Raw genomic sequence first — 23344 nt, 5'->3', positions numbered from 1 at the left:
AAAAGAAGGGCTCGTAAATATCACGAGCCCTTCTTTTATAACCTTTAATATCTATCCTTAAAAAATAAAATCCGTGCTCAAAAAGTTCGAGTCGTGATCTTTTACAATTTCGTTGATCAGTGTTTTGTTCGATTCAGTCATCTTGGCTGCAACCAGTGAGCGGATAGAGAACGAACGCAAAGCATCATGAACAGATAACGTTCCTTCGGCGCTGTCTTTACGGCCGGTGAACGGGAACACATCCGGCCCGCGTTGCGACTGGCTGTTGATGTTCACCCGGCTTACCAGGTTCACAAACGGATCAATCAGCGCAGCTACTTCTTTGGCATCGTTACTAAAAATACTCACCTGCATACCATGCGGCGAATCAATCTGGTACTGGATCGGCTCCTCGATACTCTCGAAAGGCAATACCGGGATAACCGGGCCGAATTGTTCTTCGAGGTATAGCTTCATTCCTTTCTTAACCGGGTAAACCACTGCCGGGAATACAAAAGATTCTACCGTAGTACCCCCGTTTTCGTTCATTACTTTAGCACCATTGGCAATAGCATCGTTAATACAAGCCTGCAAATAACCAGGTTTGGTTGGCTCGGCAACCGGGGTAATGTTAACACCCTTAACCCAAGGCATACCCGGCACAAGGGCGTTCACAGCATCGCTTAACAGCTTCAAAAATTCATCGGCAACATCTTTATGTACATGGATGATTTTTAAAGCCGTACAACGCTGCCCGTTAAATGATAATGCGCCCAACACGCATTCGCTAACAGCCAATTTTAAATCGGCATGTTTGGTTACGATGGCTGCATTCTTGGCATCCAAGCTTAACACCGCACGTAAACGGTTGCTTTTAGGGTGTCGTTTCTTTAAATCATTAGCCACCTTGCTCGAACCGATAAAGGCCAGCACGTTAATATTACCACTCTCCATTAAAGCCGGGGTAACGTTAGCGCCACGGCCATAAACTGTGTTTACAACCCCGGCTGGGAAAGCTTCCTGGAAAGCACGCAGCAAAGGATAGTGTAATAGCGTACCATGTTTAGGCGGTTTAAATAGGATGGTATTACCCATTATAATAGCCGGTATCAGCGTGGTAAAGGTTTCGTTCAGCGGGTAGTTAAACGGGCCCATACACAATACCACTCCGATTGGCGCGCGGCGGGTTTGTGCCATCACACCTTCGGCGATCTCAAACCGCGACGATTGCCTATCAATATCTTTTAGCGCATCAATAGTTTGGTTAATATAATCTACGGTACGGTCAAATTCCTTGGTCGAGTCGGCATACGATTTTGCAATTTCCCACATCAGCAGACGTACCACCAGATCGCGCTGCTCCACCATTTTGTATACAAACTTCTGCATACACTTAATGCGGCCTTCCACACTCATGGTTGGCCATTCACCACGGCCATTGTCGTAAGCCTTAATGGCAGCATCCAATGCTTCCTTGGCTTCCTTTTCGGTACCTAAGGGATAGGTGCCAATTAATTTGTGTAATAACCCCTCTGATGTTGGCAAACAGACAGGCGAATACACCGCGCTCACTTCCCCATCCCACTTCTTCATTTCCCCTCCACTCAGGTATTCGCGCTGATGAAGCTCTTCGATCCGGAACTCTTCCGGGATCTGGCTTTCATCTACAAACAGAGATCTGATTTGATCTTGAAAACTCATGTTTTTATTGTTGGTTGATTTAGTGTAACAATTTCGGAAAAAACAGCGTAATGCTTAATAGAAGCCGTTTTTTTGCATGAAATTTGACAGATATATTTTAATTGGCGTTTAAACCTTGCGGGTAGCCGTTAGTCTAAATAACAGTTTTAATTTTAAGACGATATAATTTTTTTGTAAAAAAGCGCGTTAACAATTTATTCATATCATGAGAACTACATTTAAACCCCTATCTACCCTGTTTTTTGCAGGGCTTTTAACTATTTCAATTATATCTACAGCTGATGCCCAAAGAGGCGGCTTCCATGGCGGAGGTGGTCATTTTGGTGGTGGCTATTATCATGGCGGCGGCTACTCACACTTTGGCGTTGGCATCGGTGTTGGAGTAGGCGTTGGTTTCGGCGGCTACTACAGCTCATTCGGCTACCCACGTTATGGCTTTATAGGCGCATTGCCTTATGGTTATTACCCATTTTTCTGGGGTCCTTACCAATATTATTATTCAGGCGGATATTTTTATCAGCCAGGCCCAAATGGTGGTTACCAGGTAACTGCTCCGCCGGTTGGTGCCGAAGTGCCATCCTTACCTAAAGGTGCAAGCCCTATTAATATTGATGGTGTGCAGTATTATGAGTTTAACGGCGTGTATTACAAAAATGCCGTTACCCCCGATGGCAAAAAAGTGTTTTTAGTTGCCGGAAAAGATGGCGTATTGAATACCAACCCTGAGGGCATTACCCCGCCGGACAGTACAGCTACTGTTGATACAGCGCCCCCTATGCCACAAGTTGGCGATATGACGGACCAGCTGCCAGAAGGCGCACGCAAAATTACTTTGAACGGTAAAAAGTATTGGGTAACTATCGATAATATTTACCTGGAAGAAGTTAAAGGACAAAATGGCACCAGTTACCGTGTTGTTAGCGTACCTGAAGCAAATAACGAACAAGAGGATAAAGACAAACAATAAGCAATAAATACCGCTATAAAAAAGGACACTGGTTATCAGTGTCCTTTTTTATTTTGCATCATATTTTGAAACCATTTGGCATTTGAATTGTAATGAAAACATTACACAAGGGGATCTCAACTTTATACTTTATTCAAAACAAATGAAAACATTAAATTTTAGAAGCACATTTTTAGCCCTGCTTATTGCAGCCGCTTGCATGATAAATGCGGGTTGCGACTCGTTTACTAAAACTCAAAAAGGAGCCGCCGTTGGTGCAGCTGGTGGTGGTACCATTGGGGCTATTATTGGCCATGCTACCGGGCATACTGCGCTGGGTGCTATTATTGGTGGTGCAGTAGGTGGTACAGCAGGTGCATTTATTGGCCGCAAAATGGATCGCCAGGCTGCAGAAATTAAACAAAACGTTCCGGGTGCTACAGTTGAGCGCGAGGGTGAGGGTATTGTGGTAAAATTTGATTCAGGGATTTTGTTTGATGTTGATAAAACAGAATTGAAGCCTGTAGCCAAAACCAACTTGCAAAACCTGGCAGCATCGCTGGTTAAAAACCCGGAAACTAATATCCTGATCATTGGCCATACTGATAGCACAGGTACAGTTGCCCACAATATGGATCTGTCTGTTCGCCGTGCCGAATCTGTAAAATCTCAAATTGTTGCCGGTGGTGTTGATGGCGCCCGTTTAAGCACGCAAGGCAAAGGCCCAACAGAACCTGTTGGCGATAACAAAACTGCCGACGGCCGTGCGTTAAACCGCCGTGTAGAGGTAGTTATTGTAGCTAACGACCAAATGAAAGCTGAAGCTAAACAAGCTCAGTAATTTAAAAATCATATCATTGAAAAAGCCCGTTCTCATTGAGCGGGCTTTTTTTGTGTCAATTTCCCCTCCGACCGTCAATTGCGAGGTATAGCCTGTACTGAATTTACCTCGGGAAGGCAATCCCCTATTCATAGAGAGTAATGCTTAGATTAACGTCACTAAACAGATTACAAGTTTCTGCTCTTATCAATGTCAGTCCCGCTCAATCGCCGCGGGTAGGCTATTACTTTTTAGCCAAAAAGTAATCAAAAGGCTCATCGGCAAAAGGCTTCTTTTCGCACAAGGCCATGCCACACAGCGTTCAGAACAACACAGGCCGGGATCTTTTGCCCCGCTAACGTTCGCACAACCCTGCCCTTCTGCAAAATCTCCAATGCCTCTTTCCGACACACAGGCCAGCATTGTTCTGCCCGCTTTTGGCCGAAGCTGTTTGCCGACGGGGGAGAAATCAAGAACCAAGAATTCAGACAAAAAATAAAATGAACTTTATTGCCGAATCAGTTACTATCATAACCTAACCTTTTCTGGGGCAGCATTGGCAATGTTGCGGCAACCACTGTTCCTGCCCAACCACTGCACTTCATAGCAACAGGGCCCGGCTGCGACTTTTCTTTTTGGTACTTTTTCTTTTGAGAGAAAAGAAAAAGTACATCCACTGACGATTCATATACTTCACCACCCTTCCTAATGGAAAACTGATTTACCTCATGATTTACGAAACTGTAAAATTCACGACTGCTTTCCCAAAGTAAGTCCGGAATAGACTTTGCCTCCAATGACGCTAAGGTTTGATAATCAAAATTCACCCTTTGCTATTCCCACATCCATTACCTAACTTTGTATCAATGATAAAAAAGTCGATAGCATTATCTCTGGCCTTACTGTATACAGTAACGGTGCTGGGCTTTGCCATAAACTTTCATTATTGCTTAAACCAGGTTTCGTCGGTACAATTTGATGCGCCGGTAAAAAAATGCAGTACACTCCGCGTGGTTAAAACCATGAAATGCTGCAAAGACAAAAAGGTTGAAGTAAAGGTTAAAGACGGGCACCAAAGTTCTTCTTTATCATTCCTGGCTAAAACTGCTGTTTTTGTTTTACCGCGAATCACTTATCCAAGCTTTGCAGAGCAACCCGTTCAAACTTCGGCTACCATTGCCTTTAACCGCGGCCCGCCCGACTTAGGTAGTCAGCCACCCACTTATCTCTCCAATCGCAATTTCAGGATCTGAATAATTAATTATTGCCCAACAAATTGGATATGCAGTTGCATTAGCCAATCAACGCATTTAATTATTTATTCAAAAATTACAGATCATGAAATTCCTTAAAATATTTGTAGCCTTATTGGTTACCACCATCAGCATAGCAAAAGCACAATTTACCAAAGCAGAATTACAGGTAAGCGGCCTTACCTGCTCTATGTGCTCAAACGCTACCGAAAAATCACTCCGCAAACTCGATTTTATCGGCGACATTAAAACCGACCTTAACCGCAATCTTTTTATCATCACGTTTAAAAAAGATGCGATAGTTAATCTCGATCAAATTAGCCAAAAAGTGCAAAGCGCAGGTTTTTCTGTTAACAGCTTAAAAGCCACCTTCAACTTCAGCAATGTTAAAGTGAGTAACAATTATCACTTTAATTATAATGGCACCTTATACGACTTCCTCAACGTGGGCGATAAAACGCTCGATGGCCCGGTTGCCGTTACCGTGTTGGATAAAAACTTCGTACCTGCATCTACCTATAAAAAATACGCAGCTATGGCCGATGTTCCTTGTTATAAAACAGGGATAATGAATGGCAGCCGCGTATACCATGTAACCATTTAAGTTTCAATTTCAGCCTTTACTGATTTTTATGAAACACTTATTGGTGTTGCTGCTGATATGGATATCGGCAGCAACCGCCTCTGCGCAAGAGCTGTATGTAAATACAGAGCCTGCCAGCAACATGGCTACAAATTCATTGGGCATCCGGGTAGAAAACCAGGGTTACTTTAAACCCGATTTTCGTAACCGCAGCACGCTGGAACTGATGTACGGCGCAAGCAAAAACCTGATGGTACACGGTTCATTATACGAATCTAACTTTAACACCAACAACAGCCATTTCGAAGGCGGAAGCGTTTATGCTAAGTACCGCTTTCTTTCAGTCGATAGTGTACAACGCCATTTTCGCGGAGCATTTTTCGCGAAAGTATCGGCCATTAATAACCCGATCATTAACCAGGAGATTTCTCTGGAAGGTGATAACAGCGGGGTTCAGGGCGGCGTGGTATTTACGCAGCTATTGCACAAACTGGCCTTATCAGGCTCGGCAAGTTATATCCGTGGGTTTAATAATAGCAGAGATCAGATTCCGGATGGATATGCGCGCAATGCGGCGGCCTGGTCGTTATCTGCCGGGTATTTGTTGTTCCCGAAAAATTATACCAACTACAAGCAAACCAACCTCAACTTGTATTTCGAATTACTGGGTAAAGCCAACCCCGGTTATGGGCAGGGTTATGTGGATGCCGCACCGGCCGTACAGCTCATTTTTAACAGCCAGCTTAGGTTGGATTTTTCGTACCGTACGCCCTTGTGGAACGATATGACACGAAACAGCAAAAACATGTATCTCGTGCGGATCGAGTATAACATATTCAATATCTTTTAATAGCCATCAACATGAAAGTATTATTAATAAGCTTAGCTATGCTGTTGGCCCTAAACGCATCGGCCCAGCATCAACATAAAATTGACTCTGCATCTACCAAAGCAATGCCCCTGCATCATCAGATGCAGGGCATGAGTCACCCAATGAAAGACACCACTATACATACAGACAGCATGGATATGGGCGATATGAAAATGGATGACATGCCCGGCATGACCAGCCAGTTTTCGCGCACAATTCCGATGAACCGCGATGGCTCAGGCTCCTCCTGGGTGCCCGACGAAACGCCGATGAATGCCTACATGATCCACGGTAAAAAATGGATGACTATGATTCATGGTAATATCTTTCTTCGCTACAATAACCAGGATCTGTTTAAAAGTGGCCAACGAGGCGCTTATCATTTCGACGCACCGAACTACCTGATGGGGATGACCCAGCGCAAGGTTGGCGAGCACGGTTTATTCTCTATTAATACTATGTTTTCGCTCGATGCATTCCTGGTGGGCAATGGCGGCTACCCACTGCTTTACCAAACCGGCGAATCGTACAAAGGCAATAAGCTTGTTGATAAGCAGCACCCGCACGATCTATTCTCAGAACTAAGCGTGGCTTATACCCAGCAGCTCTCTAAAAAAACTGACGTTTACGCCTCCTTCGGTTACCCTGGCGAACCGGCATTAGGCCCACCTGTGTTTATGCACCGGCTCTCGGCAGCTAATAACCCCGACGCGCCCTTGAGCCATCATTATGCCGATGCTACGCATATTACTTTTGGTGTAGCTACACTGGGTTTTCGTGTAAGTGACTTTAAGATAGAAGGATCAACTTTTAAAGGCCGCGAACCGGACGAGTTTCGTTATGGTTTTGATGCCATGAAGTTTGATTCTTATTCGATCAGGTTATCTTATAATCCGTCAAAAGAATGGGCACTACAGGTTTCAAACGGCTGGATCCACAGTCCCGAAGAAATTGAACCGGAGCAAAATGTGAAACGCTTTACCGCATCGGCCATCCATACCAAAATGCTGAATGCTGATAGCTACATTGCTACCTCATTGATTTACGGGCAAAACCATTACAGCGACAACGACAAAACACTGCCATCTGCTTTATTGGAAAGCAACTTGCAATTACATAAAAACGCTTTCTACGGCAAGTATGAATTTATGCAAAAGGATGCTGATGAACTGGATCTGGAAAATCACACCACAGGTTATAATCCCAACTATAACATCAATGCATTTACGCTGGGTTATAACCGGCAATTGGGTAACTGGATTAAAAACACCGATTTCCGCTTGGGATTACAGGGCACGGTAAACATATCGCCAACGGCACTTCAATCACTATACGGTACTGCGCCAATAGGGTTGGAGGTTTATTTGCGTATCAGCCCTTCCCTCATGAAGATGGGGATGAAGCACGACCACAACATGATGGACATGAACATGTAATCATACTAATCACAAAAAGAAAAGGCGCAGTTCAAATGAACTGCGCCTTTTCTTTTTGAAGTTTCACGTCTAACGTACCACGTCTAACGAAAACCTAAAACTTAGTATTCTGTATATGGGCCAAATGATGGCGGCTATGCCAGGAGTACATGGCGAGGTTACGCTTCAAAGTTATTTCAATTCCTGCTTCGGGATGAAAAAAGGTGCGGTCCCAATCGGCATCAGTAAATGATTCGAACAAGGCTACCATACGTTGGTGTAAACCCTCCAGTAATTTTAATGATGATTCAACCGGCAATTCATAATCGCCCAATATTGCCCAGCGGTCTTCGTGGTAAGTTTTAATGGTTGGGTTTTCCTCTGTCATGCCCCATTTAAAACGGATAATCGAGTTCATGTGGCTATCGGCAACATGGTGCACCACTTGCTTAATGGTCCAGCCGCCCGGGCGATAAGGTGTATTTAACTGATCGTTGGTTAACCCAATTACAGCATTGCGCAATTGCATAGGCAGGGCTTTAATATCAGCGATCCATTGGGCAATTTCTTCTTTGGTGTAAGTTGCCGGTGGCGTAAACTTACAAATGGGGTATCTCAGGCTATCGTCGGTCATTTTGTTCTTTTTTAAATGTTTGGGCTTGTTTTAACCGTTAAAAACCGGTTTCAGAATAATTTGTAATATACTTGTGTCAGCTAAAATTCGTTCCGATAAAGTATTGCGCCAAAATAACGTTTTGTACGTGCTATTGTAAACAGAAATGATAAAAAAAATCCTGTTTTTCCTATTCCTTTATTGCATTAATACGGCCTTTGCCGAAACCATAAAAACAGATGTGCTGGTAATAGGCGGCAGTGCCAGCGGTACCGCAGCGGCTATACAATGCGCACGCAGCAAAATTAAAACCCTATTGGTTGAACCCGGCCCCTGGCTGGGCGGCAGCATGACTTCGGGCGGCATCTGCATCCTCGATGCCAATAAAAATATCCCATCTGGCATTTATGGCGAGTTCCGCAAAAAGGTAACGGAGTTTTATAAGAAGACATCCGGTTACGATACCACCTACAATGCCACGCTAAAATTCGAGCCATACACAGGCGCAGCCATCCTCAAAAAAATAACAGACACAGTTAAAAACCTCACTGTAAAACTTAACACCAGCTACACTACCGTTAAAAAAGACGATACCGGCTGGGATGTTGTGATAGCACAGGACGGCAACACCACAACCATTAAAACCAAAGTATTAATAGATGCTACCGAATTTGCCGATGTAGCAGCGAAAGCAGGCGCAACATTAGTAAGCGGAGCAGAAACCCGGCAAGATACCGGGGAGAAACTAGCTCCAGAAACAGCATTGACCACTTTACGTAATTTAACCTGGGCTGTAGTTTTAAAAGATTACGGCAAGGCCGATAAAACGATCACTAAGCCCGAAAACTATAACCCAAACCTATATGCCTGCCTTAAAGGAAAGGATGTTAACAAACTTTTATCCGATGGTAAATTGCCTAACGATAAATACTTCATTAACTGGTGCGCAAACAGCTACCCGGTAACGGCCGAACAACTATCACCCGCCAAACGTGAAGAATATTTTAAAACATTACGCCTGCAAGCTTTAGGGTTAGTTTATTACCTGCAAACCGAATTGGGTTATAAAAATTTGAGTTTGGATGATGAATTTGATACACCGGATCATTTGCCATACCAACCATACATCCGCGAATACCGACACATAAAAGGCGAGGTGAGGATGATAGCCGATGATATTTACACGCCTTACAACCGGGTATCTAAACTATACCGAACTTCGATAGGTGTAGCCGATGCGATGCCCGAGCAAAATGCGGATGGCGCTGTAGCTTATCCTCCATTCCCCGCATATACTATTCCTCTTGGCGCGTTGGTAGTTAAGGATATGGAGAATTTAATTGTGACCGAAAACGCGATTTCTGTTACACATCTGGTTGGTGCAAGTACCTGTAACCCGGCAGTGCAAATGACGCTTGGACAGGGGGCCGGTACCGTTGCTGCCTTTTGCGCCTTCTTTAAAACTACAACTCAGCATTTAAGTGTAAGGGCAATTCAGGGCGAGATTCTTGACTTTAAAGGATTCTTGTTACCGATAAGCGATATTCCTTTAACTGATCCCGATTTTAGGGCGATACAGCAGGTATGTGCTACCGGTTTATTACAAACACGTACAGAACCATCAAGCGGTAATGCTTTGAAAATTTTGTTTAATGCTGATTCGCTGGTTCACACGGCCGAAGTAAAGCCCATGCTGAATGAGATTTATACCCGCGGCTTTCTCTGGTTTAATAAAATAAAACCGGGCGAATTTATTACCGTTGGTAACCTGCTGGCATTTATCAGCGAGATCACCCTGAGCGAACCCAAGCCATTACAGATAGAACTACAAAAGGAATGGAAAAGCCGCTACAAATTCAAAGATGATTTTGATTTGAACCGACCTGTTACCCGCCGCGAATTTGCTGTACTATCTAACAAATACTTAAATCCCTTTGCCCGCCGGGTTGATCTGAGCGGGCATTTGGTTAATTAGCCGGTTGCTTTAATTTACCTTCCAATTCCGGGTTTTGTGGTGGTAGCACCTTAACGTTTTGTTCCACCTCGGTTTGTTTTACATGTACGGCATAGTCGGCAGGTTCAATATGGCTGCCGTTGGCTTCGGCATATACCTGGGTAAACTCGGCACCGATGTAGAGAATGGCTGCGGTGTAATAGATCCACAGTAAAATAATAATGATAGACCCCGCTGCCCCATAAACTGATGTTTTGGCCGAAAGCTCGATATATAAACCAATAGCATATTTACCAAGCATAAACAGCACCGCTGTAAAAAATGCGCCCGAACGTACATCTTTCCACTTAATTTTAACATCTGGCAGTACTTTAAAAATTATGCCGAACAGTACCGAAATCACAATAAAAGCAATGGCTATGTTAATACCATTAATTACCCAAACGGTTATTCCCGGTAAAAAATGTACCAATTTGGCACTCAGGGCTAAAATGAGCAAGTTTAATATCATTGATACCAACAGTAAAAAACCCAGGCTCACAATCAGAGAAAACGACAAAAACCTGTTTTGAACCAGCTTTAACCAACCCTTTTTAGGCTTGGCTTTAACCCGCCAGATGATGTTAAGCGAATCCTGGATTTCGATAAAAATACTGCTGGCACCCACCATTAAAGTTATTACACCAAACACCACAGCTACCCCTGTTTTGCCCGATAGCTCCAGGTTTTTCAACATATCCTGAATCTGGACTGCAGCCTGCGATCCTACATAACCTTTTATTTCGGGATAAATGCTATTAGTAATAGCATCGTGTCCAAGAAATAATCCGGCCAGCGAGATCACCAATATCAACAATGGTGCTATCGAAAACACGGTATAATATGCCAGTGAGGCACTCAGCTTTAGGCCATTATCATTTATAAAACCCATAAAGGTGGCTTTTAAAACGCACCACCAACGGCTTAAATATTCTTTATTCAAATACTTCATAAATTTTTACAAGTGCAGGTTAGGGGCAGGCCTGCGATAAGCACTACATTAATAAAGCAATTTTATGCTATAATGGTTTTGATAAGCAATTTTAATGCCTGAGGGAAAAAGGGTTTGGTGCTACCTCCACATTTTTAATAAAGAGTTTGTCATTTCGAACCCTTGAAGGGATGGGAAGCGTAGAGGGAAGGGTGAGAAATCTTATACGGCATGCTGTTCGAAATATGGCACAGAAGATTTCTCCTCACCCCAATTCTCAATGCCCTGCTGTTCGTTCGAAATGACAAAATGTTTAGTAAAAGAAAGGGCATTCTTATAGAATGCCCTTTCTTTTACCGCATTGCTAATTCTTTATTATCAGCCTCTACCATCTTTTTAAAGAAGGTATTAAACTGTGGTACCTTATCGGCAGGCACAAAGTCTTTCTTGAGTTTAAAGCTGCGGGTTAGTATCAGTTTGTTGCCAATTTGCTTCGGTACTATACTGTATTCAATAATGTCGTTACTTAAGGTAACCGGCAGCATTGATTCTACCATCTTTTTACCAGCAGGTAAGTTAATGGTAATGCTCTCCACATCGTTATCGGTATAAAACATTTGCGATAAATCGATACCCGATGTACGTGGTAAAGATACCTGTAGATCGTTTGCTGATATTTTGCTCGACCACGGCAGGTTAAAGATCGACATGCCACCGATTGATTTGGTTACATTACCCAGTTGATAGCTGAGATTTACATAAACGGTATCAGTCGGGTTTAAACGATCGATGTTTTTATAATCCAGTTTGGTAATTTCCACATCCGGGTAGGTGCTCGAGATCGCTTCTTTTAAACGCTTGATCCTGTCTTTTTGCGAAAGTTCACCGTACGATTCGCGCAGGCCGCCGGCCATTGAACCGGTTTCGAAAGTTTTTTCGGTAATCACCATATTCTTTTCGCTGAATAGAATGTTGGTATTACGCTTTACATTATTCTCTTTACGGGTAGTTGGGTGCAGGTAGCTAATGGCATCAGTCGGCACGCTTTCGTCATTAATATCCAGCAAGGTTGAGTTTAGCGCACTGCCATACAAACAACGAAACGGCAGGTATTGCGAAGTTAATTCGATGTAGTAATCCTGTTTATCCAAATTCACTTTAGCCATGCAATGGTTAAAGTCGATTGATGGCAACGGCATACTTAATAAACCATTATCGCGGGTTTTAACCAGTACCAGTTGCGCTTTAATGCCGGCCTCTTTACACATAGCTACAAACAAGGTAGCTACATCCTTACAGTCGCCAATACGGGTATTGATAACAGCTGCCGGGTTCTGCGGGATCAACCCACTTTGGCGGAACGATACCGAACTATAGCTGATATTACCGGTAATGTAATTATAGATCTTTTCTACCTTTTGCATCTGGCTTAGGTTTGGTTTGCCGGTAAACAGATCGCCAATTACCTGTTTCACTTCGTAGTTGGTGCGGGCTTTGGCCGTTGCCATATCATTATACCAGTCCGAAATAAATTTCCAGTCAGGAATCGATGTCAGGTACAGCACATTGGCCACGTCATCCATCGGCGGCATTTTATCTTCGTATTGCAGACTGGCTTGTTTATTGTTTTGCCATACGTACATATCAAAATCATCAACCGAGGTTTTTACCGGATTGATGGCTTGCTGCGAAAATGTAGAATTAAACTTCTGGTTCCTGGCAATCAGCAAAGAGTATTTGGTGGTCACATAAGGCTTGCCGTGTGTAAAGTAAAACGAATCCCAGAAGTATCCGGCCAGGCGGCCTTTTTCATAGTTCTGTACTTTGTAGCGCATGTTAACCACGTCGCCCACTTCGAGGTTGGTAAATACAAGCTGGCTTTCGTTACGCTCGGCAGGTACTTTGGTGCCGTTAGCTTTAATAACTTCGGCTGCTTCTACAACCAGGTCCTGCCAGCTATCTGTATCAATATTGTATTCTTTCCAGCTTTCTATGCCCTTTTGGGTTAGTATCTTAACGGTTAAAAACTTACGGGCTTCAGATCCGCCTTGCTCATAAACTACTTTTTGCACCTCTTCATTCAAGATTACCGAGTTATCATCCGGATAATCACCAGCCTTTGGCGCGGCTTTTACAATGGCATCAACATCGGGGTCGGTAAAGTAAGCGAACACATCTTTTTTATTCTGTAGTTTACGGAGTGATTTGATCGACTCGTAATCATTCGGATTCAGCTCCAGATCTTTCTGATAATAACTAACCGACTTATCCTTGTTATTGCTCATCTCATTGATCTTACCCAATGAAGCGTAGTAAGAGCTAATGGTTGGCGCAATAGCAATTGTTTTCAGATAAGCTTCTTCGGATTTGGCGTAATTCTGCTGGTTATAATACTGGTTACCAATGTAAGAGTAGATACCAGTTGCATAAGGCTTATTGGCTATTTCATCATTCAACACTTTGTAACCAAGATCTGCATTACCTGCTGCAAAATAAGCTTCAGATAATATCTTAACCATAGTGTAGTCGTCGTTATTATCCACATACTTTTTAAGTACGGCTAATGATCCGGGTACGTCTTTATGCAATTCTTTTACAATGGCATATTTTAACTGTACTAACTCACGGTTGTCAGGGAATTTCAGATAGGCTTCTTCACCCAGGCGCACCAGTTCATCCTGGTTCTTGTTCGAACCGGCAAGACCAATTTTAGTAGAATAAATATATTCTTCCTGGCCAGGATAATTTGCTTCGATCTCTTTTACAACATCAGCCGCTTTATCAAACTCTTTCTGGTTATATAATTCACTGTATTTATAGATCAATGCCTGCAGCGAGTGTGGGTCAGCGTTTTTAATGGCTTCTTTAATGGTTTCGGTACCGGTGCGGTTATCCTCGCGACTAAAAATCTGGATCAGCATTACATTCAGGAATGTATTGTCGGGGTATTTCTTTTTCAGCTCGTCAACCAAACGTCGCGATTCGAAAGTGCGGTCGTTACGCAGATACGCTTCGGCCAGTAAAATTTTTGATAGATCATCATCCGGGTTTTGCTTAACCTTATCGGCAAAATAGGTAATGCCTACCGGCTGAACTGCCGCTAAATTATAAGCAGCAGCTTTAGTGTATGGTTGTGCCTGGGCAGTGTAAGTAAGGTTGTGTAGTACGTAGCCTTTATCGTCGGTCAGCCTCACCATAAAATTCAGGTTATCGCAATAGCTCTCACCCAACTGTATCAGTATGCGGTTATAGCCTTTATTCAGTTTTACATTTTGGATATAGGTATCCAGATCGTTATTACGCTCATCGGCCTCTGATAAAACCTGTGCATCATTAACCCATACTTTTACCGAACCCGAAACGCCGGTACGTAATTGCACGGTTTGATCTTCATCGGCTTTAACAAAGCTCTGTGCAAATACGATAGAGTTGTGCGAGTTGCTGAAATACTCAAAATCAACCCAATGATCATGACGCGGGGCTTTTACTTCGCGCCAGCCAATTTTGGTGCCTTGTTTCGAGGTAAAAATTGCACCTGCTTCGGGATGGGCCAGTACATCATCATATTTTTTATCGAAACCGCTGGTCGAAATATTTTCAAACTCGCCGGTTATCTGCCAGCTATCAACAGATCCTGTGTTTTTATATTCGGCATCTGCCTTATCATATTGCTTGCTGCTTTCGTAATGCTTGCCTATCATTTGGCTGGCCATTGCTGGTAGCATGCCATCATACTGGCGATTGGCCGCTAAATCTTTGAAGAAGGCCAGCTGCTGAGGTGTTTTTTTGCCTGACCCTTCATTTACAGAGGCAGTAGTCCACAAGGCATAAATATAGGGTTGCGGGTTTTTGCTTTGTGCGCAAAACTTCGCGAAATAGTCGAATGATTCAGAAGCCGGTTTATCCAGCTGCGCTAAAAGGCTCAAACCTAACAGGGCTTCGCCGGCAGATTGATTTTGTTTGGCGGCCTCGGTAAATAAAGCTCTTGACTCAGTACGTTTGTTGGCATAAAAAGCCTGCCATGCTTTTTGAAGATCTGTTTGGGCAAACAAATTGTTGCACGCAAGCACAAGCATCAAGCACAACAGTGACTTTAGGGGATTAGGTTTAATCATGATGTATTAGGTAATATAGGGATTTTTCTATCTGTGCGATACGATCAGCAAATCAAGATCTTTACTCGGGATATTAAACCGCTCGCCAATATGCTTATTGGTTAAATGCCCCTGGTAAATATATACGGCATTGCGCACGCCCGATTTTTGCCAGATCACGTTTTTTAAGCCCCCATGCTCGCCAATATCCAACAGTATCGGTGCGAATATATTGGTAAGCGCATAGGTTGCCGTACGCGCCACACGCGATGCAATATTAGGCACGCAATAATGGATCACATCGTACTTGCGGAACGTAGGGTTGGTATGGTTGGTAACTTCCGATGTTTCGAAATTACCCCCCTGATCTATACTCACGTCAATAACCACCGAATTGGGTTTCATACGACTCACGATACTTTCTGATATAATGCAGGGACTGCGGCCATCTTCGGCACGCATGGCACCAATGGCAACATCGCAGGTGGTAATCGCTTTTTCGAGCACAATGGGTTGTACTACAGAAGTGAATACCCTGGTGCCAATATTATTCTGTAAACGGCGAAGCTTATAAATTGATGGGTCGAAAACTTTTACTTCGGCACCCAATGAAATGGCAGTACGTGCAGCATATTCGCCAACAGTACCAGCCCCCAGAATAACAATTTCGGTAGGGGGTACGCCGGTAATGCCACCCAGCATCAGGCCTTTGCCATCAAAAACGTTGCTCAGATATTCGGCCGCGATAAGGATTGAGGTTGCTCCTACAATTTCGCTCATAGCACGGATAACGGTTAGCGAACCGCCTTCGTCCTGCAAATGCTCGAAAGATAGCGCCGTGATCTTTTTATTGATCATCGCCTGCAGGCAATCGGCTTTGAGGGTAGAAAGTTGCAGGGTAGAGATGAGGATCTGGCCGGGTTTCATCAGCTCAACTTCTTTTAACGTGGGGGGAGCTATTTTAATGATGATGTCGGCAGCGTCATAAACCTGTTTACTGTCGTATACAATCTGGGCTCCCTGCTCGCTGTAGTCCTTATCCGAAAAATTGGCGGCTTGGCCGGCATTGCTTTCCATTATAATATCGTGCCCGTTGTTTACCAACAGCGCTACAGATAATGGTGTTAAGGCAATCCGGTTTTCCTGGAAAGAAACCTCTTTAGGTATACCTATGTAAAGTTTGTTTTTCTTGCTTTTTACTTCAAGCATCGACTCCTGGGGTTGCATCATTGCCTGTTTGGCAACATCAGAAAACCCACTATATAACCCTGAACTCATGCTATAATCCTCTGGACGTTGAAGATAGTAAAATTAAATCTGTTCGGCAATAATTTCGCGGGATGTAGGGCTTATCGCCCTAATACTGACTTTAAGGTAATGATCGGGCAGCAGATCGGCAATTTTCTCTGGCCACTCAATAAAGCAGTAGGCGTTAGAATAAAAGTATTCTTCGTACCCCATATCAAAAGCCTCGCTCTGGCTTTTCAGGCGATAAAAGTCGAAGTGGTAAACAGTAGCATCGCCTCCGCGATATTCATTCACAATAGAAAACGTTGGGCTGGTTACTGATTCGCTAACCCCCAAAGCCTCGCACAGCGATTTAATGAACGTAGTTTTACCCGCACCCATATCACCATAGAATAAGAAGATGCGTTGATTGGCTGCAAAATCCAAGAGCTTAATGGCTGCGCCATTAAGCTCTGATAAAGAATTTATATTTAGCGTAAGCTGATCTGAATTCATGATCTAAAAATCAAACGGCCAAGATACGCACTTGATTTATTACTTACTTCCATAAGTAACCACCGGGATGATCATTTCTTCCAGAGAGATCCCGCCGTGCTGGAAAGACTCATTATAGAAGTTCACAAACTGGTTATAGTTATTAGGATAAACAAAGTAACTGTCGCTTTTGGCAAACACAAAGCTCGAACTTACGTGCAGTTTAGGAAGCATAGCATCGTGCGGGTTGCGAATGTGGAAAACGTCCTTCGCATTAAAATTCAGGTTTTTGCCTTGTTTGTAACGCAGGTTGGTATTGGTGTTGCGGTCGCCAACAATTTTGCTTGGGTTTTTAACACGGATGGTTCCATGATCGGTAGTAATGATCACTTTCACCTGTTTGGTTGATAAAAACTTCAACAAATCAAACAAAGGTGAATGCTCAAACCACGACAAGGTTAATGAGCGGTAAGCCGCATCATCACTTGCCAATTCGCGAATCATCTGCATATCGGTACGGGCGTGCGACAGCATATCCACAAAGTTGTAAACAACCACGTTTAGGTCGTTATTCATCAGGTTGTTAACCGAATCATTAAGTGATCTGCCTTCGTCTATGTTTAGAATTTTATGGTATGATGTTTTGGTTTCTTTACGTACAGCACGTTTTACATGATCTGTCAGAAAATCGGCCTCGTATAGGTTTTTGCCACCTTCGTCCTCATCATTTTGCCACATGTTAGGGTAGCGTTTTTCCATATCAAGCGGCATTAAACCGGCAAATATGGCGTTACGGGCATATTGTGTAGCGGTTGGCAAAATACTGTAATAAGTATCTTCTTCCTCCAGCCTGAAATATTCGCTGATGATGGGGTTAATGATCTTAAACTGATCGTAACGTAAATTATCAATCAGAATAAAAAATACCGGTTGGCCGCCATCCAGCTTAGGGAAAACTTTTTTCTTGAATAACTGGTGCGAAAGGGTAGGCGCTTTGTCCTGGTTTTTAATCCAGTCGAGGTAATTTTTCTCAATGAATTTAGAGAACTGCACATTGGCTTCGGCTTTTTGCAAGGTCAAAATTTCATGCATGCCAGAATCTTGCAGTTTCTCCAGTTCAAGCTCCCAGTAAATTAACTTTTTGTAAACATCAACCCATTCCTGGTAGCTCAGGTTGTCATTCAGAGTCATACCCAATTGCCTAAAATCCTGCTGATAGGCCATGGTGGTTTTCTCGGTCACCAGCCTTTTGTTCTCTGTAAGCTTTTTGATGGTTAATAATACCTGCTTAGGGTTTACCGGTTTAATCAGGTAATCATCTATCTTTGAGCCGATGGCATCTTCCATCATCGGTTCTTCTTCGTTTTTAGTAATTAATACTACCGGTATGTCGTTATTAAGGGCTTTAATTTCCGATAATGTTTCGAGGCCGGTTAAGCCGGGCATATTTTCATCCAGGAAAACCAGGTCAAAATAGCTGTTCTTAAACGCGTCAACCGCATCGCGGCCGTTGGTTACGGTAGTTACTTTGTAACCTTTTTCGCTTAATAACAGTATATGTGGTTTAAGCAGATCAATTTCGTCGTCTGCCCATAAAATAGTAGTTTCCTGCATCTTGTTCTTTATTTATCCCCTTATAACCTTTCGGCACCTCATTTGTTGCTGTAATTATAAGTAATTAACAATATTTAACAGATACTCTTGGCAAGGTTTACAATTAATTAACACTTTTGCACATTCGTAAGTACGTTACCTTGAATAAAAAGAAAATTATCAACGATCCGGTTTACGGGTTTATATCCATACCCACCGAATTAGTATTCGACCTGATTGAGCATCCTTATTTTCAACGGTTAAGATACATTAAACAATTGGGAATGACGCACCTGGTTTATCCGGGCGCACTGCATACCCGTTTTCACCATGCCCTGGGCGCAATGCACCTCATGAGCATGGCGGTTGAAACCCTCTGCAACAAAGGCCACATCATCACTCCCGAAGAGCAGGAAGCCGTTACCATTGCCATTTTACTGCACGATATTGGCCACGGCCCATTCTCGCACGCTTTAGAGAAAAGCATAGTACAAGGCATAACGCACGAGGATATTTCTGAACTGCTGATGGACCGGCTGAATAAAACTTTTGGAGGCCGCCTCACCATGGCTATCGAAATATTTAATAACACCTATCCAAAGCAGTTTCTTCATCAGCTGGTATCGAGCCAGTTGGATATGGACAGGATGGACTATCTGAACCGCGACAGCTTTTTTACCGGTGTATCAGAAGGCGTGATCAGCTCTGACAGGATCATTAAAATGCTGAACGTTGCCGATGATTATATTGTGGTAGAGAAAAAGGGGATTTACTCGATCGAGAAATTCTTGATTGCGCGGCGGTTAATGTACTGGCAGGTATATCTCCACAAAACCGTAGTATCGGGCGAGCATTTGCTAGGTAAAATACTAAAACGTGCCAGGGAGCTTGCATTACAGGGCGCACAACTTTTTTCTACACCTGCATTAAACCATTTCCTGGTAAATAGTATCAGTAAGGAAATGTTTATGCAAGATGAGCGCCATATTAAAACGTTTACCTGTTTGGATGATACTGATATTATGGCGGCCGTAAAAGTCTGGATGAACCATAGCGATAAAGTATTAGCAATGCTTTGCACTAATTTTATACACAGGCACCTGTATCATGTTGATATTACCAACCACCCGGCAGATGATGCTTTTATAAAAAAGTTAACTGCCAGTGCTGTTAAAAAATATGGCATCAGCGAAGCCGACGCTTCTTATTTTGTATTTACAGAAACCATCAGCAATTATGCCTATAAGCTTGATGAAGGCAATATTTTAATACTGATGAATAACGGCGAAACGCGCGATATTACCAAAGCAAGCGACAATTTAAACCTCGAAGCTTTGGCCAAACCGGTTGAAAAATATATATTATGTTATACCAAAGACCTGATATAAAACGTATTTAGCCTATATTATAATAATTTGTTGCTTCGATATTAACATTTAAATTTGCCCGATGCAATTCACTGCACTTGAAATAGGTTTACTGCTAAACGGCACCGTAGAGGGTAGCCCCGAAGCACAGGTAAATCAGTTAGCTAAAATTGAGGAGGCCACAGCCGGCTCGCTCTCATTTTTGGCCAACCCGAGGTATGAGCAATTCTTATATACCACGCAGGCCTCTGTGGTTATTGTTAACAATGACCTCGTTTTAACTGAGCCTGTATCTGCTACTTTAATACGGGTAGAGAATGCATACAGTGCCTTTTCTGTACTGCTCGAAAAATACAACACGCTTAAGCTTGATAAGCATGGCATAGAGCAGCCAAGTTTTATACACCCAAGTGCACAACTTGGCGAAAACGTATACATAGGCGCATTCAGTTATATCGGTCCCAATGTAAAAATTGGCAACAACAGCAAAATTTATCCCAATACTTATTTAGCCGATAATGTAACTATTGGCACCGATACTACGTTATTTGCTGCAGTTAAAGTATATTTTGATTGCGTGATCGGCAATAATGTAATAATTCATTCGGGCGCTATTATTGGCAGCGACGGTTTTGGCTTTGCGCCCACAGCTGATGGCACTTACACCAAGGTTGCCCAGATTGGCAATGTGGTGATACATGATAATGTAGAGATCGGCTCCAACACTACGATCGACCGTGCAACAATGGGTTCAACCATTATCAGCAGCGGTGTTAAACTGGATAACCTGATCCAAATTGCCCATAATGTTGAAATTGGTGCCAATACCGTAGTAGCTTCACAAACCGGCATATCTGGCAGTACCAAAATTGGCGAAAACGTAATTATTGGTGGCCAGGCAGGTATTGTAGGTCACATCAGCATTGCTAAGGGCACACAAATACAGGCACAATCCGGCATTGGCCGAAGCATTACCGACGAAGGTAAAAAATGGGCAGGTTCACCGGCCGTATCTTACGCAAGTAACATGCGCTCGCAGGTGGTGGTTAACCGATTGCCCGAATTAGAAAAGAAAATTAACGAACTCGAAAAAATAATTGCTGAACTACGCAATATCAGCATATGACTCAAATTTTGACGCAGTCTCCCATACAAATTATGAACGTAAAACAAAGAACCATTAAGACAGCGGTTTCCGTATCAGGCACAGGTTTACATACTGGTGAAAATGTAACAATGACCTTTCATCCGGCTCCCGAAAATCATGGATTCAAATTCAGACGGGTTGACCTGGAAGGCGCTCCGATCATAGATGCCGATGTTGATAACGTAACCGATACCTCACGCGGTACTACTATCACACAAAACGGCGCAAGCGTTAGTACTGTTGAACACGTATTGGCTGCCCTTGTAGGCTGTGAATTGGATAACGTGCTGATTGATCTTAATGGCCCTGAAACCCCTATCATGGATGGCAGCTCGATGCCTTTTGTTGATACCATTACCGAAGCCGGCTACGAAGAGCAGGAGGCAGATCGCGAATATTACCACATTCCATACAATATCCACTATTCTGAGCCTGATCGTAAGGTTGACATGGTTGCCATGCCGCTTGATGATTACCGCTTTACCTGTATGGTTGATTATAACTCACCGGTATTGGGTAGCCAGCATGCAAGTATCTCTACCATGTCTGAGTTTAAGAAAGAGATTGCATCATGCCGAACTTTCTGTTTCTTACACGAGCTGGAAATGCTTCTGGCCCACGATCTGATCAAAGGCGGAGATATTAACAATGCCATCGTTGTTGTTGATAAAACCATCGACAAAGAAGAACTGGCTAAACTGGCTAAATTATTTAACCGCGAAGATATTGACGTTGCCCCTCAGGGTATCTTGAACAACATTGAACTGCGCCACCAAAATGAGCCTGCGCGCCACAAGTTGTTAGACATGATTGGTGATTTAGCCCTGGTTGGTGTTCCGCTTCGCGGCCATATTATGGCAGCTCGCCCGGGCCACGCAGCAAACGTTGCTTTCGCTAAAAAGATCAAAGCTTTAATTAAAAAAGAACGCAGCCGTAAACATGTAAAGGTTTATAACCCGCACATGAAACCGGTTTACGATACCGTACAGATCATGAATATTTTGCCGCATCGCCCGCCTATGCTGCTGGTCGACAAAATATTGGAGCTTACTAAAACCCACGTAGTAGGTTTAAAAGCTGTTACCATGAACGAGCCTTTCTTTGTTGGCCACTTCCCTGGTGCACCGGTTATGCCGGGTGTGTTACAGATAGAAGCGATGGCACAAACAGGCGGTATCCTGGTATTAAATACCGTACCCGATCCTGAAAACTGGTTAACGCTTTTCCTTAAAATTGAGAATGCCCGTTTTAAAGACAAAGTATTGCCTGGCGATACACTCATTTTCAGATGCGATCTTGTGGCCCCTATCCGCCGTGGTATTGCACAAATGAAAGGTATCGGTATGGTAGGAGAGAAAGTTGTAGTAGAAGCCGAATTAATGGCTCAGATCGTTAAATATAAAGAATCATGATTCAGCCATTAGCATACATACATCCACAAGCTAAAATAGCTGACAATGTGGTGATCGAGCCTTTTGTTACCATTCACAAAGATGTGGAAATTGGCGAAGGTACCTGGATCGGTTCAAACGCCACCATTATGGAAGGCGCACGCATCGGTAAAAACTGCCGCATTTTCCCGGGAGCTGTAATTTCAGGCATCCCGCAGGATTTAAAGTTTAAAGGCGAGAACACTCTGGTGATCATCGGCGATAACACTACCATCCGCGAATGCGTAACCATTAACCGGGGTACTAAAGATCACTGGCGCACCGAAATTGGTAGCAACTGTTTATTAATGGCTTATTGCCACGTAGCACACGATTGCCAGATTGGTGACAACTGTATCTTCTCAAACAATACAACCCTTGCCGGCCATATCACCATAGGCGACTATGTAGTACTGGCAGGCATGGTGGCAATACACCAGTTTTGCAAAGTGGGCTCGCATGCTTTTGTAACCGGCGGTTCGTTGGTACGTAAAGATGTGCCTCCCTATGTAAAAGCTGCACGCGAGCCACTTTCATACGCAGGTATCAACTCGGTAGGGTTACGCCGTCGTGGTTTTAGCGAAGACAAGATTAACGAGATACAGGATATTTACCGCACACTGTTTGTAAAAAATAACAACGTGAGTAAAGCCATGGAAATTATCGAAGCCGATTTCAGGCCAACTGAAGAGCGCGACGAGATCCTTAACTTCATCACCAGCTCTCAGCGCGGTATCATGAAGGGTTTTGGAAATAGTTAAATATTAAGTTTATTGGTTCATTAGTTCATTGGTTGATTAGGTTGTATTTTCACGACTAAGCACCACGAACTAATGAACGATATACAACTTCCTTCAAAAATTAGTTCACTGTCTTAGGCTGGTAA

General features: G+C 43.3%; 18 protein-coding genes. 11 read left to right on the top strand and 7 right to left on the bottom strand.

All coding sequences use genetic code 11. From position 1 onward, the window contains the following. Positions 1 to 57: 57 nt before the first annotated feature. Positions 58 to 1680 carry an NADP-dependent glyceraldehyde-3-phosphate dehydrogenase gene (locus PQO05_RS00415; RefSeq protein ID WP_273630654.1) on the bottom strand — a complete coding sequence of 541 codons (1623 nt, stop codon included), beginning with the start codon at positions 1678 to 1680 and terminating at the stop codon, positions 58 to 60. Positions 1681 to 1885: 205 nt separating this feature from the next. On the opposite strand from PQO05_RS00415, the gene PQO05_RS00410 reads away from it, so the two are divergent. The 6 genes from PQO05_RS00410 (at position 1886) to PQO05_RS00385 (ending at position 7589) form a co-directional block, all read left to right on the top strand. Next, positions 1886 to 2647 (top strand): DUF6515 family protein, encoded by a 762-nt coding sequence (locus tag PQO05_RS00410; RefSeq protein ID WP_273630653.1) that lies wholly within the window; start codon positions 1886 to 1888, stop codon positions 2645 to 2647. A 142-nt stretch (positions 2648 to 2789) separates the two neighbouring features. Further along, positions 2790 to 3467 (top strand): YiaD family glycine zipper/OmpA-like lipoprotein, encoded by a 678-nt coding sequence (locus PQO05_RS00405; protein ID WP_273630652.1) that lies wholly within the window; start codon positions 2790 to 2792, stop codon positions 3465 to 3467. An 845-nt stretch (positions 3468 to 4312) separates the two neighbouring features. Beyond that, a complete protein-coding gene (locus tag PQO05_RS00400) occupies positions 4313 to 4699 on the top strand; it encodes an HYC_CC_PP family protein (RefSeq protein ID WP_273630651.1) in 387 nt (128 codons plus the stop codon). A gap of 85 nt (positions 4700 to 4784) precedes the next feature. Further along, positions 4785 to 5303: a heavy-metal-associated domain-containing protein gene (locus tag PQO05_RS00395; RefSeq protein WP_273630650.1), complete on the top strand. Its 519-nt coding sequence runs from the start codon at positions 4785 to 4787 to the stop codon at positions 5301 to 5303. Positions 5304 to 5331: 28 nt separating this feature from the next. Next, entirely contained in the window at positions 5332 to 6132 is an 801-nt protein-coding gene (locus tag PQO05_RS00390) for a hypothetical protein (protein WP_273630649.1), read from the top strand. 11 nt (positions 6133 to 6143) lie between these two features. Next, the gene (locus PQO05_RS00385) at positions 6144 to 7589 is read left to right on the top strand and encodes a hypothetical protein (protein WP_273630648.1); all 1446 of its coding nucleotides are present in this window, start codon (positions 6144 to 6146) and stop codon (positions 7587 to 7589) included. Between the two features lie 94 nt (positions 7590 to 7683). Here PQO05_RS00385 and PQO05_RS00380 read toward each other — a convergent pair whose 3' ends face one another. Further along, on the bottom strand, positions 7684 to 8202 hold the full coding sequence (locus tag PQO05_RS00380) for a YfiT family bacillithiol transferase (protein ID WP_273630647.1): 519 nt from the start codon (positions 8200 to 8202) through the stop codon (positions 7684 to 7686). Positions 8203 to 8347: 145 nt separating this feature from the next. Between PQO05_RS00380 and PQO05_RS00375 the strand changes: the two genes are divergently transcribed. Then, a complete protein-coding gene (locus PQO05_RS00375) occupies positions 8348 to 10156 on the top strand; it encodes an FAD-dependent oxidoreductase (RefSeq protein ID WP_273630646.1) in 1809 nt (602 codons plus the stop codon). On the opposite strand, the gene PQO05_RS00370 is transcribed toward PQO05_RS00375, so the two are convergent. The 5 genes from PQO05_RS00370 to porX form a co-directional block, all read right to left on the bottom strand. Then, complete coding sequence (locus tag PQO05_RS00370) at positions 10149 to 11126, bottom strand: YihY/virulence factor BrkB family protein (protein ID WP_273630645.1); 978 nt, start codon at positions 11124 to 11126, stop codon at positions 10149 to 10151. The genes PQO05_RS00375 and PQO05_RS00370 overlap by 8 nt on opposite strands. Before the next feature lie 332 nt (positions 11127 to 11458). Further along, a complete protein-coding gene (locus PQO05_RS00365; protein WP_273630644.1) occupies positions 11459 to 15220 on the bottom strand; it encodes a transglutaminase domain-containing protein in 3762 nt (1253 codons plus the stop codon). A gap of 27 nt (positions 15221 to 15247) precedes the next feature. Beyond that, a complete protein-coding gene (locus PQO05_RS00360; protein WP_273630643.1) occupies positions 15248 to 16477 on the bottom strand; it encodes an alanine dehydrogenase in 1230 nt (409 codons plus the stop codon). Positions 16478 to 16510: 33 nt separating this feature from the next. Further along, a complete protein-coding gene (tsaE, locus tag PQO05_RS00355; RefSeq protein ID WP_273630642.1) occupies positions 16511 to 16942 on the bottom strand; it encodes a tRNA (adenosine(37)-N6)-threonylcarbamoyltransferase complex ATPase subunit type 1 TsaE in 432 nt (143 codons plus the stop codon). Between the two features lie 39 nt (positions 16943 to 16981). Continuing rightward, on the bottom strand, positions 16982 to 18535 hold the full coding sequence (gene porX, locus PQO05_RS00350; protein WP_273630641.1) for a T9SS response regulator signal transducer PorX: 1554 nt from the start codon (positions 18533 to 18535) through the stop codon (positions 16982 to 16984). Between the two features lie 140 nt (positions 18536 to 18675). On the opposite strand from porX, the gene PQO05_RS00345 reads away from it, so the two are divergent. The 4 genes from PQO05_RS00345 to lpxA all read left to right on the top strand — a co-directional run bounded on the left by PQO05_RS00345 (position 18676) and on the right by lpxA (position 23219). Next, positions 18676 to 19902, top strand: a complete 1227-nt coding sequence (locus PQO05_RS00345) for an HD domain-containing protein (RefSeq protein ID WP_273630640.1) — start codon at positions 18676 to 18678, stop codon at positions 19900 to 19902. A gap of 61 nt (positions 19903 to 19963) precedes the next feature. Next, entirely contained in the window at positions 19964 to 21007 is a 1044-nt protein-coding gene (lpxD, locus tag PQO05_RS00340) for a UDP-3-O-(3-hydroxymyristoyl)glucosamine N-acyltransferase (RefSeq protein WP_273630639.1), read from the top strand. A gap of 32 nt (positions 21008 to 21039) precedes the next feature. Further along, positions 21040 to 22440 carry a bifunctional UDP-3-O-[3-hydroxymyristoyl] N-acetylglucosamine deacetylase/3-hydroxyacyl-ACP dehydratase gene (locus tag PQO05_RS00335; RefSeq protein ID WP_273630638.1) on the top strand — a complete coding sequence of 467 codons (1401 nt, stop codon included), beginning with the start codon at positions 21040 to 21042 and terminating at the stop codon, positions 22438 to 22440. After that, positions 22437 to 23219, top strand: a complete 783-nt coding sequence (lpxA, locus tag PQO05_RS00330; protein WP_273630637.1) for an acyl-ACP--UDP-N-acetylglucosamine O-acyltransferase — start codon at positions 22437 to 22439, stop codon at positions 23217 to 23219. Before PQO05_RS00335 ends, lpxA begins: the two co-directional genes overlap by 4 nt. The last annotated feature ends 125 nt before the right edge of the window (positions 23220 to 23344 follow it).

The organism is Mucilaginibacter jinjuensis, from assembly GCF_028596025.1.
GTDB classification, from domain to species: Bacteria; Bacteroidota; Bacteroidia; order Sphingobacteriales; family Sphingobacteriaceae; genus Mucilaginibacter; species Mucilaginibacter jinjuensis.
Note: the sequence above shows the minus strand (reverse complement) of the source record. Positions and strands in the feature narration are given on the sequence as shown.